We start from the raw sequence: 15,312 nt of genomic DNA, 5'->3' as shown, positions 1-15,312 counted from the left end.
ATAACTACATTTCACGTGCCACTAGTGTTATATCGTCTCAGTAATTTCTAGTTTTATGCAACTTGTGTAATGAAATTACGTCCTATTTGGCCCTATCATTCGTGGAACTGACACATTTTGTAGTTTTATTTCACATCGATTATTTAAAGTGATCTAAATCAATCACCCAAAATGGCTATCTTGTTAGACTCCAGCCACCATTTGAGGAAAATTTTGTGCCTCAACACAACAAGTTATTAGCTATGCTTAGGCGCAAGGTTAACGTGCAACAAATCTAATAATAGCTAGCATAGGGCGCACCGTATTACGCGGGACAGCGCAACTTAGTTAAGAATTCATAACTTTTAAATATATGAGGAATCTATGTCAGACGCAGTGAATAAAGTGCACTCTGATTCAGATATCGAGACCAAAAGCTACCGTGAGCTTCATCGTCCAGCATCTGAATTCGAAAGCCGTTCAGACTATCTAGACCACGAACTGCAAATCATGAAGCCACGTCGTTTTGGCTTAAACTTGCCGGGTCGTGATTTCCGTTTCGAGCTTGAAGATTTTGTTCCTGCGATTGCGGGTACGATCGGCATTATTGCAATGTACTCTGCGGTAATGATGTCTTGGGCTGAAGGTTTAACCCAAGCCTGGGATCATGTGCATTTAACAAAAGAGTTTGCTATCGAAGTCGCTCGTGTAGAAATGCTTATCCCTGCACTCCTTTTCTGTGTCTTAGCTTCAGGCGTCTTTAACCCTAAAGCTAACCTTGCTGGTAACCATGGTCCGATGATTCCATTGATCGGTACTATTGCGCTTGCAGGTGCACACCCTCTCGCACTCGCTATCTTAATCGGTATCTTTGGCCTTCTACTCTCCTTTTTTAAAGGCGGCTCAAAACTCGTCAACCTCACTTCTGAAGGCACAGCCGGTGGATTGCTTATTTTCTTAGGCTTGACGGGTACGATTAGCCAAATCAACTCGATTCAAGCGTGGGCGACTGGCTTACAGTCAGCGGATGTAGCTGCTGGCAGCATGGGTTACGTTGGCTTTGTCGTGCTTGGTATCACTGTTGCGATTTATGCTTACCTTGCAAAAATCAATAAACGCTGGTTAGCAATCCCTGTTTGTGCGTTTACAGGTCTGGCAATTGCTTTGGTTCTTGGTGCTGGCTTCGATATTAAATTCGAAACAGAGATGGGCCTGCCTAACCTAAACCCTGTTTACTGGTGGGGTAGCACGGAAGAAGGTTGGATGCTAGGTCTGCCAAATGCAGAACACTTCATCGCTTCTCTGCCATTCGCTATTCTTGCTGTTGCAATGTGGTCACCAGACTTCCTTGGTCACCGTATCTTCCAGGAAATGAACTACCCTCGTAAGACAGAAAAAGTACTGATGGACGTGGATGACACTATGACGATGTGTTCTTTCCGTCAAATGGTTGGTACTGCAGTCGGTGGTGGTAACATCACTTCATCTTGGGGTACTTACATGATCCCGGCAGCTATCGCGAAACGTCCGATTCCAGCTGGTGCTATTCTTCTTGGTCTAATCGTTATGACGGTAGCGATTCTTGGCTTCCCAATGGATGTGGCGGTATGGCCACCAGTAATGCGCGTTGCTCTGCTAGTTGGTGTATCTCTTCCTCTACTTGAAGCCGGTATGCAAATGGTTCGTGACACGAAAGATTCACAAGCAGCAGGTATCTGTATCTTTGCATCGATTGTTGCTAACCCAGTGCTAGCTTGGGCATTAACTATGTTCTTAGATAACAACGGTCTGATCGGTGATAAAGAGCGTGCATCACGCTTGTCATTCATGGATAAGATTATTATTCCTGTAACTGCGTTCATTATCTGTTTGGTTGCTATGCTAGCAGTTGGTATGCTAGAAGCTCAATATGGATTAAAAGCTTGGCTATAATGCTTAACGCTTAAAAAAATGTGTGGGTAGCGCTTGTCGCTACCCCATTTTTATCCGAAAAGTTGAGCATTTATTGATTTAGTTTAAGGTTTGCAAAAAAATTTTAGTTTAACCTGCAATTGTTGTTTCAAAAGGTAGACGTTTAAAGCAGTGACAATATTTATGGTTTTGTAACCCTAAAAAGTGATTTTAAGACTATAAATATTGTTATTCATAAGAGTGTACTGTTCCCCTTTATTTCTGGGGATAGCTGGCTCAACGGCGAAGCAGTACGTATTTTTTTCTACTAAAAAGGTAGGTATGTCATGGCAGAGCAATTTGCTAAAGCTTGGGAAGGTTTTGCTGCAGGTGATTGGCAAAACGAAGTAAACGTTCGTGATTTCATTCAGAAGAACTACACTCCGTACGAAGGCGACGAATCTTTCCTAGTTTCTGAAGGTACTGAAGCAACAAACAAGCTTTGGGCTAAAGTAATGGAAGGTATCAAACAAGAGAACGCGACTCACGCTCCTGTTGATTTTGATACATCTGTTATCTCTACCATCACTGCTCACGATGCAGGCTACATCGAAAAAGATCTTGAAACTATCGTAGGTCTACAAACTGAAGCGCCTCTAAAACGTGCGATCATCCCTAACGGTGGTATTCGCATGGTTGAAGGTTCATGCAAAGCATATGACCGCGAACTAGACCCACAAGTTAAGAAAATCTTCACAGAATACCGTAAAACACACAACGCTGGTGTTTTCGATATCTACACTCCTGATATCCTTGCATGTCGTAAGTCTGGTGTACTAACTGGTCTTCCTGACGCATACGGCCGTGGTCGTATCATCGGTGACTACCGTCGCGTTGCGCTTTACGGTATCGACTTCCTAATGAAGGACAAACTAGCTCAGTTCACTTCTCTACAAGAGAAATTTGAGAACGGCGAAGACCTTCACATGACTATGCAACTTCGTGAAGAAATTGCAGAGCAACACCGCGCTCTAGGTCAAATCAAACAAATGGCTGCGAAATACGGTTTCGATATTTCTCGCCCTGCTGAAACTGCACAAGAAGCTATCCAATGGACTTACTTCGGCTACCTAGCTGCTGTTAAGTCTCAAAACGGTGCTGCAATGTCTCTAGGTCGTACTTCTACATTCCTAGACGTGTACATCGAGCGTGATATCGCTGCAGGTAAGATCACTGAAGATCAAGCTCAAGAAATGATCGACCACTTCGTAATGAAACTACGTATGGTTCGTTTCCTACGTACTCCTGAGTACGATGAGCTATTCTCTGGCGACCCAATTTGGGCAACAGAATCAATGGGTGGTATGGGTCTTGACGGTCGTACGCTAGTAACGCGTTCTAACTTCCGTTTCCTAAACAGCCTATACACTATGGGTCCTTCTCCAGAGCCAAACATCACTGTTCTTTGGTCTGAAGCACTTCCAGATGGTTTCAAACGTTTCTGTGCAAAAGTATCTATCGATACTTCTTCTATCCAGTACGAAAACGACGATCTGATGCGTCCAGACATGGAATCAGACGATTACGCTATCGCTTGTTGTGTATCTCCAATGGTTGTTGGTAAGCAAATGCAGTTCTTCGGTGCTCGTGCGAACCTTGCTAAAACTATGCTTTACACAATCAACGGCGGTATCGATGAGAAGCTGAAGATCCAAGTTGGTCCTAAGATGGACAAGATCGAAGGTGAATACCTAGATTACAACGAGCTATGGGAAAAAATGGATCACTTCATGGATTGGTTAGCTAAGCAGTACGTGACTGCACTAAACAGCATCCACTTCATGCACGACAAGTACAGCTACGAAGCGTCTCTGATGGCTCTACATGACCGTGACGTTAAACGTACAATGGCTTGTGGTATCGCTGGTCTATCTGTTGCTGCTGACTCTCTATCAGCAATCAAATACGCGAAAGTTAAACCAGTTCGTGACGAAGATGGTCTAGCAATCGATTTTGAAATCGAAGGCGATTACCCTAAATTCGGTAACAACGACGCTCGCGTAGATGACATCGCTTGTGAACTTGTTTCTGTATTTATGAACAAGATCCGTGAGCTTAAGACTTACCGTGATGCTATCCCTACTCAGTCTATCCTGACTATCACTTCAAACGTGGTATACGGCAAGAAGACTGGTAACACACCTGATGGTCGTCGTGCTGGTACTCCATTTGCACCAGGTGCAAACCCAATGCACGGCCGTGATGAGAAAGGTGCAGTAGCATCATTGACTTCAGTAGCGAAACTACCGTTTGCTGACGCTCAAGATGGTATCTCTTACACATTCTCTATCGTGCCAAATGCACTAGGTAAAGAAGAGACTAGCCAACGTGCTAACCTTGCAGGCCTAATGGATGGTTACTTCCACCACGAAGCTGGCATCGAAGGTGGCCAACACCTAAACGTGAACGTGCTTAACCGCGAAACTCTAGAAGACGCAGTTAAACACCCAGAGAAATACCCTCAGCTAACTATCCGTGTATCTGGTTACGCTGTACGTTTCAACTCTCTGACTGCTGAACAGCAAGCTGACGTTATCGCTCGTACATTCACTGAATCACTATAAGACTGTCGCGAAATAACGTTATAGTAATACAACAAGAGCCGGTGCTGAAAAGCATCGGCTTTTTTTCATTTCCACCGCCAATCTTGTGATATTTCAAAAGATTTAGTTGCCTTTCTTACGTATGATGCAAAGAAAAATATTCAATGCATTATATGAAATTCAATAAATTATTTATTCTTACTCTTTTGTCGCCAGTTGCTTTGGCATCCAACAAATCCACGGTTTCCTTTACGCTTGATAATGACGGTATTTTCGGTGTTGACCATGATTACACCAACGGCATATTTCTCTCTTACGCGACCGGACAATTAAGAAAAGAAAGTGAATGGAGCTGGCTAAGCCTAAACAACGCCCCCGACAGTAATGTCGACAAAATAGAGCTGGTATTTGGCCATAAGATGTGGACGCCGAGTGATATAGAAGTCGATTACCCTCTGGCGAATGATCGCCCATACGCTGGTTATCTGCACACAGAAATCAATTACCTTTCACTAACTGAAGATAAAGCTGTTCGTTATAACTTTACCATCGGCGCAACGGGCGAAAGCGCTCTGTCCGAGAAAGCACAATCTCTGGTTCACAGCATTACTGGCTCTCCAGATCCTCAAGGTTGGGATTACCAAATTGACGACTACCTCGCGTTGAGCGTTGGATACCGCGCATTCAATAAGTTAATGCGCAGTGAAGGGAAAAGCACACAATGGGAGATTACCAACGTCAATGACATTAATGCCGGCAACTTCCGCAGTGATGTGTCTCAGGGAGTCATGTTTCGTTGGGGAACCAACTTAGGCAATAGCATCGGTGCAGCCAACATCAGTGTGGAAAGCCCCTTCTCAGCAAGCATGTTATCCAACCACGCCAGCAGCTGGTTCTTGTTTACCGGGTTTGAAGGTCGTTACCGTTTCAATGACATCACACTCGAAGGTGATCGTTCCGGCATTCCAGAACCATCTAAGCCTTATGACGTGACACTGGAACACTGGCAAACAACCGCCGTTGCTGGAGCAACTTGGTATAATCAAAGCTATGGAGCGAGCATAACCTTTACGGTGAAAACTCCAGAATATAAAGAGTCTCCAACCGATATTTATGGTACCGGATCGTTTTCTGTCTTCGCCTTCTTTTAAATAGAAAGCTCAAATGGTCAATAAACAACTCATTGACCATTTGATTAACCGTATTCCCTCACCTTCCTTGCTACAAGACTGTTTTAACCCTGCTTTTTGTAATAAAATAACAGCATTCTTATTTAAGTCATGAGAGCAAAAGATGTCAGCAACTGGTCGAATTCACTCGTTTGAGTCATGTGGTACCGTAGACGGACCTGGTATTCGTTTTATCGTCTTCTTGCAAGGTTGTTTGATGCGTTGTAAGTATTGCCATAACCGCGATACTTGGGATACGCATGACGGTAAAGAAGTTACCGTAGAAGAAATCATTGCAGAGGCGAAATCATACCGTCACTTCATGAAAGCGTCTGGCGGTGGTATCACTTGTTCAGGCGGTGAGGCTATGCTTCAACCGGAGTTTGTTCGTGACTTTTTCCGAGCGGCTAAAGCCGAAGGTATTCATACCTGCCTTGATACCAATGGCTATGTCCGTAAACACACCGATGTGATTGACGAAGTTCTCGATGCCACAGATCTCGTGATGTTGGACATCAAGCACATGAAAGATGAAGTTCATCAGGACTTAATCGGCGTGTCGAACAAGCGTACTCTCGACTTTGCTCGCTATCTTCATAAAATTGGACAAACGACCTGGATTCGCTACGTTGTAGTTCCTGGTTACACAGATGATCCAGAAGCAGCACACATGCTTGGTGAGTTTATCAAAGATATGGACAACATCGAGAAAGTCGAGCTGCTCCCTTACCACAAACTTGGTGCACACAAATGGGAAGCGCTGGGCCTTGAGTACCCTCTTGAAGGTGTAAATCCTCCGTCTAAAGAGACGATGGATGAAATCCAGTCCATTCTTTCTCAGTACCATCCAAATGTAAAATACTAGAGTGGTCCATTTTCTCTGATTAAAAATACCAGCCAAGCGCTGGTATTTTTTTATTCTGTTAAATCAAATAGGTTAAATACCTCATCCGTCCATGTAGAATAGCGCTCGCTGACGAACGTATAAGAAACAAAACAACGTTGTAGGAAATGAGTCATGGATTGGTTTAACTTAGGATCATTAATCGTTATCGCTTGGGTCGTTATTGCTTTTTGCATTCCCGACTGGAGAAAGGCCGTTTGGCCGAAGCTAGAGCAAGAGAAGTCATTTCAGCACATTGTTTTTGCCACTCTTTTTCTGTTAACGATTTTGTGGTCTGCGCAAGCAGGTGTGAAGGAAGGGCTGAAAATACACTTTCTCGCTTTGACGACATTAACCATGATGTATGGGTGGCGAATGGCGTTTTTGCTCAGTATTCCTGCAATGATTGTTAATCATTGGATACAAGGCACCTCGCTCATCCTGTTACCAAGCTCACTGGTACTTTCCGCCCTATTCCCTATTCTAATCAGTTACTTGGTATTTCTGCTAAGTTACCACTATTTGCCTCGTAATATCTTTGTCTTTATTTTCGTTGCGGGTTTCTTCAACGGGGCAATTACCGGCAGCTTGCATCTGCTGATCAATTCGTTCTATCACTTGTCTGTAGGTCATTACGACTGGGAAACGATTCAGCACAACTACTTTATTTTTGTCCCTCTTCTGGCCTTTCCCGAGGGCTTGCTCAATGGTATGTCTCTCGCTGTGCTGACCGTGTTTAAACCGGAATGGTTGAGAGTTTTCTCCGATAGAGATTACATATACAACCACTATCACAAAAAATAGAGCCCGCTTGATAGATATGGTGCTGAAAGCTAGATAAATTGAGAATTTCTTGTCATTTTTTCATATTAAATATGTGTTGAGATCATGTTTCACACGTGTCTGAAGCGTTAACCTAAGCACATTAAAAATGTATTAGATTATTTAGTGAGGTCATCATGGAAATGTCAAACGCTCAACGTTTGATTCTATCAAACCAGTACAACCTAATGTCTCAACTCGATCCAAGTAATGCGTCAAAATACAAACGCTTACAGACAATCGTCGAGCGTGGTTATGAACTACAAATGTGCGAATTAAACAAAGACTTTGGCCGTATTACAGAAGCAGAATGTCGTGAAATCATCGACATTATGGAGATGTATCACGCGATGCAAGAGTCTAACAACCTGCTCGACAGTGATGAGAAAAGCAAAGTCGACCAACGTCGCCTTCAGTTCTTGGGGTTCGATATCGCTTCGGAAGCGCAACAAGTACATTACGTACGCTTTCTAGTTGACTCTGAAGGCCTTTACCCACAATTTGACAAAGCAGATCACCATTTCAACAGCCAAATGCCGATGCTAGAGAAATACCGTCGTATGCTGCAAACATGGCGTAACTGCCCTCGTCAATACCACCTATGTCCTAACGAGCTGGCACAAATCTTCAGTGCCTAGTTATACAAACCATTGAATAGGAGAGCTGTGGCTCTCCTTTTTATTTGCCTTATCGCCCATTATCTTTTTCACGTCAGAGCAATTTTCTCAATCTTTCTCCAAGGCTAACGATGAATCACTAACATTGGCCACCTGATGCCAAACATTTGATTTATCAATACTGAACACACCACACAATCCTGCCATTTATGCAAGAGTGATAAATATGCCACTTTTACAATAAATTCATAATTGTTAAGCAAAATTGCAAATCCCCGACTAGGCTTAAGTAGAGAAAGGCTGTGATTGAATGATTCAAATCCACCGCTCACCGTTGTGATGATAAATCTGTACTTAAAGCAAAGTCTTTGGTGTCGCATAACTTACGTCCTGTACAAACCAAATCAGAGGTCAGTACGTATACATTCAGACAACCAAGAGCATGACAACAGGTGAGTAAGCCTTCATCAACGTTCGTCGGTAGACTGACTATTAAAGGGGAAAGCGACATGAGTATTTTCGACCACTATCAATCCAGATATGAAGCTTCTAAAGATGAAGAGATGTCGTTACAGGAGTTTCTAGCCCTGTGTAAGGATGACAAAAGCGCATACACTAATGCAGCAGAGCGCCTACTGATGGCCATCGGTGAGCCAGAAGTAATCGATACAGCCAAAGATCCACGTCTAAGCCGGATCTTCTCAAACCGCGTTATAGCGCGTTACTCAACATTTAAAGATTTCTATGGCATGGAAGATGCGATAGAACAAATTGTTTCATACCTAAAACATGCTGCTCAAGGTTTAGAAGAACGCAAACAGATTCTTTACCTACTCGGTCCAGTAGGTGGTGGTAAATCATCACTTGCAGAAAAACTGAAAGCATTGATGGAACAAATGCCAATTTATGTGCTTACCGCGAATGGTCAGCGCAGTCCGGTCAATGACCATCCTTTCTGCCTCTTTAAAGCTTCCGAAGATGGCGAAATCCTGAAAAAAGAATACGGTATTGAACAGCGTTACCTACGCTCCATTATGTCTCCTTGGGCAGCCAAACGTCTGCATGAGTTTGGTGGCGACATCACCAAATTTAAAGTCGTCAAAGTCCGCCCTTCGATCCTCGACCAAATCGGGGTAGCGAAAACCGAACCAGGCGATGAAAACAACCAAGACATTTCATCACTCGTAGGTAAAGTCGATATTCGTAAACTTGAACATTACTCTCAAGACGATCCAGATGCCTACAGCTACTCTGGCGCGCTGTGTAAAGCAAACCAAGGCTTGATGGAATTCGTTGAGATGTTCAAAGCACCGATTAAAGTACTTCACCCGCTACTAACTGCGACTCAGGAAGGTAACTTTAACGGTACGGAAGGCCTGTCTGCGATTCCATTCGATGGCATGATCTTAGCGCACTCGAACGAATCAGAATGGCAAACGTTCCGTAACAACAAAAACAACGAAGCGTTCCTTGACCGTGTGTACATTGTGAAAGTGCCGTACTGTCTACGTGTTTCTGAAGAAGTGAAAATTTACCAAAAACTTCTCGAAAACAGTGAACTGTCACAAGCACCATGTTCACCAAGTACGTTAGAAACGTTGGCGCAATTCAGTATTCTTTCACGCCTGAAAGAGCCTGAAAACTCGTCCATCTTCTCTAAAATGCGGGTATACGACGGTGAAACCCTGAAAGACACCGATCCGAAAGCGAAAAGCTATCAGGAATATCGTGACTACGCCGGGGTTGATGAAGGCATGAACGGCCTGTCCACTCGTTTCGCGTTTAAGATTCTGTCGCGTGTATTTAACTTCGACCAAACCGAAGTAGCCGCGAACCCAGTTCATCTGTTCTACGTCATTGAGCAACAAGTTGAACGTGAACAGTTCCCAACAGAAACGGCAGAAAAATACCTTGAGTTTTTGAAAGGATACCTCGTACCTCGCTACGTCGAGTTCATTGGTAAAGAAATTCAGACCGCCTACCTAGAGTCATACTCTGAGTATGGTCAGAATATCTTTGACCGTTACGTGACCTATGCAGACTTCTGGATTCAAGACCAAGAGTACCGCGATCCAGAAACTGGCCAGCTATTTGACCGTGCTTCACTCAACTTAGAGCTAGAGAAGATCGAGAAAACAGCCGGTATTTCCAACCCTAAAGATTTCCGAAACGAAATCGTCAACTTTGTGCTTCGTGCGAAAGCCACTAACAATGGTCAGAACCCGGTTTGGACCAGCTACGAAAAATTGCGCACAGTTATCGAGAAGAAAATGTTCTCTAACACTGAAGAACTTCTTCCGGTTATCTCATTTAATGCGAAAACCTCTTCTGAAGATCAGAGGAAACATGACGACTTTGTCGCTCGCATGATGGAAAAAGGCTATACCGAGAAACAGGTTCGCCTACTTTCTGAGTGGTACCTACGAGTACGTAAGTCATCCTAACCAAATGTTGAGTTAGGTCGCTTGTGTGAAACATGAAGAGGGCTATTTCATGGCGCAATTTATAGACCGAAGGCTCAATGGCAAGAACAAGAGCGCTGTTAACAGACAGCGCTTCTTGAAGCGCCATAGAGAGCAAATCAAGGAGTCGGTGGCAGACGCAGTGAATCGACGCTCGATCACGAATACGGAAACGGGCGAAGACGTATCGATACCGCATAAAGACATAACCGAACCGATTTTTCATCAAGGTCAAGGTGGGCTACGTGAGCGTGTTCATCCAGGTAACGATCAGTTCATTACTGGTGACAAAATCGAGCGTCCAAAATCAGGAGGCCAAGGCAGTGGCTCTGGCGAAGGTAATGCAAGTCCGGACGGCGAAGGTCAGGATGAGTTTGTATTCCAAATTTCGAAAGACGAATACCTGGATATTCTTTTCGAAGATCTTGAGCTGCCGAATTTAGAGAAAAACCAAATCGCAAAAATTACCGAGTGGAAAACACATCGTGCTGGCTTCCAGACTGCGGGTATCCCCTCCAACATTGCTGTTGTGCGCTCACTCCAACAATCTCTGGCTCGAAGAACAGCCATGACAGCAGGTAAAAAGCGACTTCTCAAAGAGCTTGAGGATGAGTTATCACGTATTAAAAATATGGAGCCTGCTCAACCGTTTGAAGAGACCCGTTTGAAGAGGGAAATAACCGAACTACGTAAGAAAATCGACAGTGTTCCGTTTATTGATACTTTCGACTTACGTTTCAAAAACTACGAGAAACGCCCTGTTCCATCCAGCCAGGCAGTCATGTTCTGCTTAATGGACGTGTCAGGCTCAATGGATCAAGCGACCAAGGATATCGCAAAACGATTCTATGTACTGCTTTACCTGTTCCTAACTCGTACCTATGAAAACGTGGAAGTGGTGTTTATTCGCCATCATACACAGGCAAAAGAAGTGGATGAGCACGAGTTTTTCTACTCTCAGGAAACGGGGGGTACCATCGTATCCAGCGCTCTAAAACTCATGGATGAGATAATCAAAGCTCGTTACCCTGTCGGACAGTGGAACATTTATGCAGCCCAAGCATCCGATGGTGACAACTGGGCGGATGACTCACCGAGATGCCGTGAATTATTAGTGGATAAGTTACTGCCTAACTGTCAGTACTACTCATATATTGAGATCACACGTCGTTCTCACCAAACTTTGTGGCATGAGTATGAAAAACTCACCGAAGAATTTCCTAACTTTGCAATGAAAAATATTCGCTCTGTTGAGGATATCTTCCCTGTCTTCCGTGAACTATTCCACAAAGAAACGGCGTAAGGAGGCTAGCGATGAGTACCGCAACGAAAAACCTCTCTGGTAAAGCTCCAAAAAAGCGCAGTAGCAAGTTGCTACCTGATGGTCCTGATTGGACCTTCGAGTTGCTGGAGCGATACCACAAAGAGATAAAACGTGTCGCTGAGCACTATCGCCTCGACACTTACCCAAACCAAATTGAGGTCATCACGTCAGAACAAATGATGGATGCATACTCAAGTATTGGGATGCCGATCAACTACAACCACTGGTCGTTCGGTAAGAAATTCATTCAGACAGAGCAAAACTACAAACACGGCCAAATGGGTCTGGCGTACGAGATAGTCATCAACTCTAACCCTTGTATCGCCTATCTAATGGAAGAGAACACCGTGACTATGCAGGCGCTGGTAATGGCGCACGCCTGCTATGGACACAACTCTTTCTTTAAAGGTAACTACCTGTTCCAGACTTGGACAGACGCAAGCTCTATCATTGACTATTTATTGTTCGCCAAAAAATATCTGGCAGAGTGTGAAGAGCGCTATGGTGTTCTGGAAGTCGAAAAACTTCTCGATTCTTGTCATGCACTGATGAACTTCGGGGTCGACAGATACAAACGTCCAGAAAAAATCTCCATTACGGAAGAGAAAGCGCGTCAAGAAGAGCGTGAGGCGTACCTGCAATCACAAATTAATGATCTGTGGCGAACGGTGCCTAGGTCGAAAACCAAAGAAGAGGACATCGTAGAGCGCTTCCCAAGTGAACCACAGGAAAACTTACTGTACTTCTTTGAGAAACATGCACCGCTACTCGAGCCATGGCAGCGTGAAGTCATCCGTATTGTGCGTAAGATAAGCCAATACTTCTACCCACAAAAGCAAACTCAGGTAATGAACGAGGGTTGGGCAACGTTCTGGCATTACACCATTCTTAACCATCTTTACGACGAAGGTTTGGTGTCTGAAAAGTTCATCCTAGAGTTCTTACACAGTCACACCAGCGTAGTAGCGCAGCCTGCGTATAACAGCCCTTACTTTAGCGGCATTAACCCTTACGCGCTCGGCTTTGCCATGTTCCGCGACATCAAACGCATCTGTGAAGAGCCAACCGATGAAGATAAGGAATGGTTCCCAGATTTAGCGGGTACCGACTGGCTAGACGCAGTGCACTTTGCAATGCATAACTTCAAAGATGAAAGTTTTATCAGCCAATACCTCTCACCTAAATTGATACGTGACTTTAAACTGTTCGCTATCAAAGATGATGACCATAAAAACTTCATCGAAATATCGGCGATACACGATGAGAGCGGTTATAAGAGCATCAGAGAAAAGCTCGCAGCACAATATAACCTATCGAACCTTGAGCCTAATATTCAGGTCTTTAATGTTGATGTCCGTGGTGACCGTTCATTGACACTTCAATATGTTCCTCACAATCGCATCCCATTGGATGACAGTTATGAAGAAGTATTGAAGCACGTATATCGTATATGGGGCTTTGACGTTGTACTCCAAGAAGTGAAAGATACAGGTCATAGAGAAACGCTGGCGACGTGCCCTAAGCGTAACCAATACGACAACAACATCTGATACCGATTCCTTTAACCCCTAAGCAATACCTCAAAAGCAAAAGGCTCCAAGATTGGAGCCTTTTTACTACAGTGAAACTGCAGAGGTTACTTAGCTTCGTTAGCGACTATCGCTCTTACAGCGTCTAAGTCTGCTTGAGTGTCAACACCTGCTGCTGGAGCTTCTTTTGCTACCGCAACATGAATCTTTTCGCCATACCAAAGGACGCGAAGCTGCTCAAGGCATTCAATTTGCTCTAGCGCACTTGGTGCCCAGTTGATGTAAGTATTAATGAAACCTGCGCGGTAAGCATAAATACCAATATGGCGCATCAAAGGATTAGCAATGGTTTTGTCTTGCTTGGCAAAATTGTCACGATCCCATGGAATGGTTGCTCGGCTAAAGTACATGGCATAGCCACGTGAGTCCGCCACCACTTTTACCGCATTTGGGTTGAAGACTTCATCTTCGGAGTCAATTTCTACCGCAAGCGTTGCCATTGGAGCATCACAAGCTGCGAGATTATCGGCAACCTGACGAATGATAGATGGTGGGATTAATGGCTCATCACCTTGCACATTAACAACGATGTGATCAGCAGGGATCGCCATTTTCTCAACCACTTCAGCCAAACGCTCAGTGCCTGACTCATGGCTTGGTGACGTCATGCAGACTTTTCCACCAAACTGCTCTACCGCAGAAGAAACACGTTCGTCATCGGTTGCAATAATGACATCTTCAGCACCGGCTTGCATGGCTTGTTCGTAAACCCACTGAACCATCGGTTTACCACCAATATCAGCCAACGGTTTGCCCGGTAAGCGACTAGAAGAGTAACGAGCGGGAATAACGACTGTAAAAGACATTAACGCCCCTCATCCATGCTCATGGTTCTTGCTTCCGGCTCAAGCAGAACAGGAATGCCTTCTTTAATCGGATAAGCAAGACGATCCACTTTGCAGATCAACTCTTGATTATCTTTATCGTACGTCAGCTTACCTTTACACACAGGGCAAGCTACAATCTCAAGCAGACGATGATCCATAAGTCGCTTTAACCTCTTTTATTCTATTTAAAATTCGCTCTGCATCGCTTGTAGCAAACTGAGCAGATACAGGCAGATACCACCAATTATCTTGTGCGTATTCACGACACTTGACGGCGTCTTTCTCTGTCATGATCACATTGGATCCTTGTTGAGCCAATGTTTCTAATTCTTGCTGGTCAAAGTCTTGATGGTCTGCAAACCCTTTGGTGACTTTGACGTCGGCATTCAGCATATCCAGTGTATGAAAAAATCGCGGTGGGTGGCCAATGCCTGCAAACGCCACCAGATCGTTTAACGCTGAGACTTCAACTTGCTGTTTCGTCTTCAGGTTAATCGCCTTCTCCGGCGCCAGTGACATCGCGATTTCACTTTGTTTAGCCTGACCACCATTCGTAATCACGAAATCGACTTCTTTTAGCCTTTCAACACTTTCTCGCAAAGGACCCAAAGGTATCAGATTTTCATTGCCAAAGCGTCGATTGCCGTCAACGATCACCAACTCAATGTCTCTCGCTAATGCGTAATGCTGGAGACCATCATCCGTGATCACAATATCAACGCCAGTCGCCAACAGCGCTTTAACCGCATTCGCTCTCACCGGGTCAACGGCAACGGGAGCCCCAGTGCGATTATAAATAAGTTTAGGCTCATCACCGCAATGTTTCGCGGGCGTATCAACATCTAAAACGAGTGGATAGTGAGGTGCTTTAGCGCCATAACCGCGTGAGACAACACCCGGCTTGTAACCTAGCTGTTGTAATTGCTCCACCAGCCAGACCACAACCGGCGTTTTACCATTTCCGCCAGCGGTAATATTACCGACTACAACAACAGGTACAGGGGCTTGATACGCTTGTTTGCTCCCTTGCTGGTATTGTTTTCGCTTCGACTGACTGATTGCACCAAATAACAAACTCAGTGGCCACAAAAGCGGCCACAAGAGATATTTTAATGGGTGGTTTTCAAACCAGATTTTTTCAATCACC

At 44.4% G+C, this 15,312-nt stretch carries 12 protein-coding genes; 9 read left to right on the top strand and 3 right to left on the bottom strand.

What is annotated here, in order from left to right:
• Positions 1-363: 363 nt before the first annotated feature.
• The 9 genes from L9Q40_RS01300 (at position 364) to L9Q40_RS01260 (ending at position 13,299) form a co-directional block, all read left to right on the top strand.
• Entirely contained in the window at positions 364-1,911 is a 1,548-nt protein-coding gene (locus L9Q40_RS01300; RefSeq protein ID WP_498791730.1) for a DUF3360 family protein, read from the top strand.
• Positions 1,912-2,216: 305 nt separating this feature from the next.
• Positions 2,217-4,493, top strand: a complete 2,277-nt coding sequence (pflB, locus tag L9Q40_RS01295) for a formate C-acetyltransferase (protein ID WP_020332855.1) — start codon at positions 2,217-2,219, stop codon at positions 4,491-4,493.
• 152 nt (positions 4,494-4,645) lie between these two features.
• Positions 4,646-5,623 carry a lipid A deacylase LpxR family protein gene (locus tag L9Q40_RS01290; protein WP_498791771.1) on the top strand — a complete coding sequence of 326 codons (978 nt, stop codon included), beginning with the start codon at positions 4,646-4,648 and terminating at the stop codon, positions 5,621-5,623.
• A 142-nt stretch (positions 5,624-5,765) separates the two neighbouring features.
• Positions 5,766-6,506, top strand: coding sequence for a pyruvate formate lyase 1-activating protein (gene pflA, locus L9Q40_RS01285; RefSeq protein WP_014231297.1), 741 nt, complete (start codon positions 5,766-5,768; stop codon positions 6,504-6,506).
• Positions 6,507-6,659: 153 nt separating this feature from the next.
• On the top strand, positions 6,660-7,328 hold the full coding sequence (locus L9Q40_RS01280) for an energy-coupling factor ABC transporter permease (protein ID WP_020332853.1): 669 nt from the start codon (positions 6,660-6,662) through the stop codon (positions 7,326-7,328).
• 155 nt (positions 7,329-7,483) lie between these two features.
• Entirely contained in the window at positions 7,484-7,984 is a 501-nt protein-coding gene (locus tag L9Q40_RS01275; protein ID WP_065296586.1) for a YfbU family protein, read from the top strand.
• Positions 7,985-8,472: 488 nt separating this feature from the next.
• Positions 8,473-10,407, top strand: coding sequence for a PrkA family serine protein kinase (locus L9Q40_RS01270; protein WP_498791729.1), 1,935 nt, complete (start codon positions 8,473-8,475; stop codon positions 10,405-10,407).
• A 49-nt stretch (positions 10,408-10,456) separates the two neighbouring features.
• Complete coding sequence (locus L9Q40_RS01265) at positions 10,457-11,728, top strand: YeaH/YhbH family protein (RefSeq protein WP_498791728.1); 1,272 nt, start codon at positions 10,457-10,459, stop codon at positions 11,726-11,728.
• An 11-nt stretch (positions 11,729-11,739) separates the two neighbouring features.
• Complete coding sequence (locus L9Q40_RS01260; protein WP_014231292.1) at positions 11,740-13,299, top strand: SpoVR family protein; 1,560 nt, start codon at positions 11,740-11,742, stop codon at positions 13,297-13,299.
• Positions 13,300-13,385: 86 nt separating this feature from the next.
• Here the strand turns inward: L9Q40_RS01260 and kdsB are convergent, their stop codons facing one another.
• Genes kdsB through lpxK form a run of 3 tightly spaced genes read right to left on the bottom strand, consistent with a single transcriptional unit; the run spans position 13,386 to position 15,311 of the window.
• Positions 13,386-14,144 carry a 3-deoxy-manno-octulosonate cytidylyltransferase gene (gene kdsB, locus L9Q40_RS01255; protein WP_498791727.1) on the bottom strand — a complete coding sequence of 253 codons (759 nt, stop codon included), beginning with the start codon at positions 14,142-14,144 and terminating at the stop codon, positions 13,386-13,388.
• Positions 14,144-14,323: a Trm112 family protein gene (locus L9Q40_RS01250; RefSeq protein ID WP_014231290.1), complete on the bottom strand. Its 180-nt coding sequence runs from the start codon at positions 14,321-14,323 to the stop codon at positions 14,144-14,146. Before L9Q40_RS01250 ends, kdsB begins: the two co-directional genes overlap by 1 nt.
• Positions 14,304-15,311 carry a tetraacyldisaccharide 4'-kinase gene (gene lpxK, locus L9Q40_RS01245; protein ID WP_498791726.1) on the bottom strand — a complete coding sequence of 336 codons (1,008 nt, stop codon included), beginning with the start codon at positions 15,309-15,311 and terminating at the stop codon, positions 14,304-14,306. The genes L9Q40_RS01250 and lpxK overlap by 20 nt, the downstream gene beginning before the upstream one ends.
• Position 15,312 lies beyond the last annotated feature (1 nt).

Origin of the sequence: Allocatenococcus thiocycli (assembly GCF_921292965.1) — a bacterium.
Taxonomy (GTDB): Bacteria; Pseudomonadota; Gammaproteobacteria; order Enterobacterales; family Vibrionaceae; genus Vibrio; species Vibrio natriegens.
This window is presented reverse-complemented; position numbering and strand designations above follow the sequence as displayed.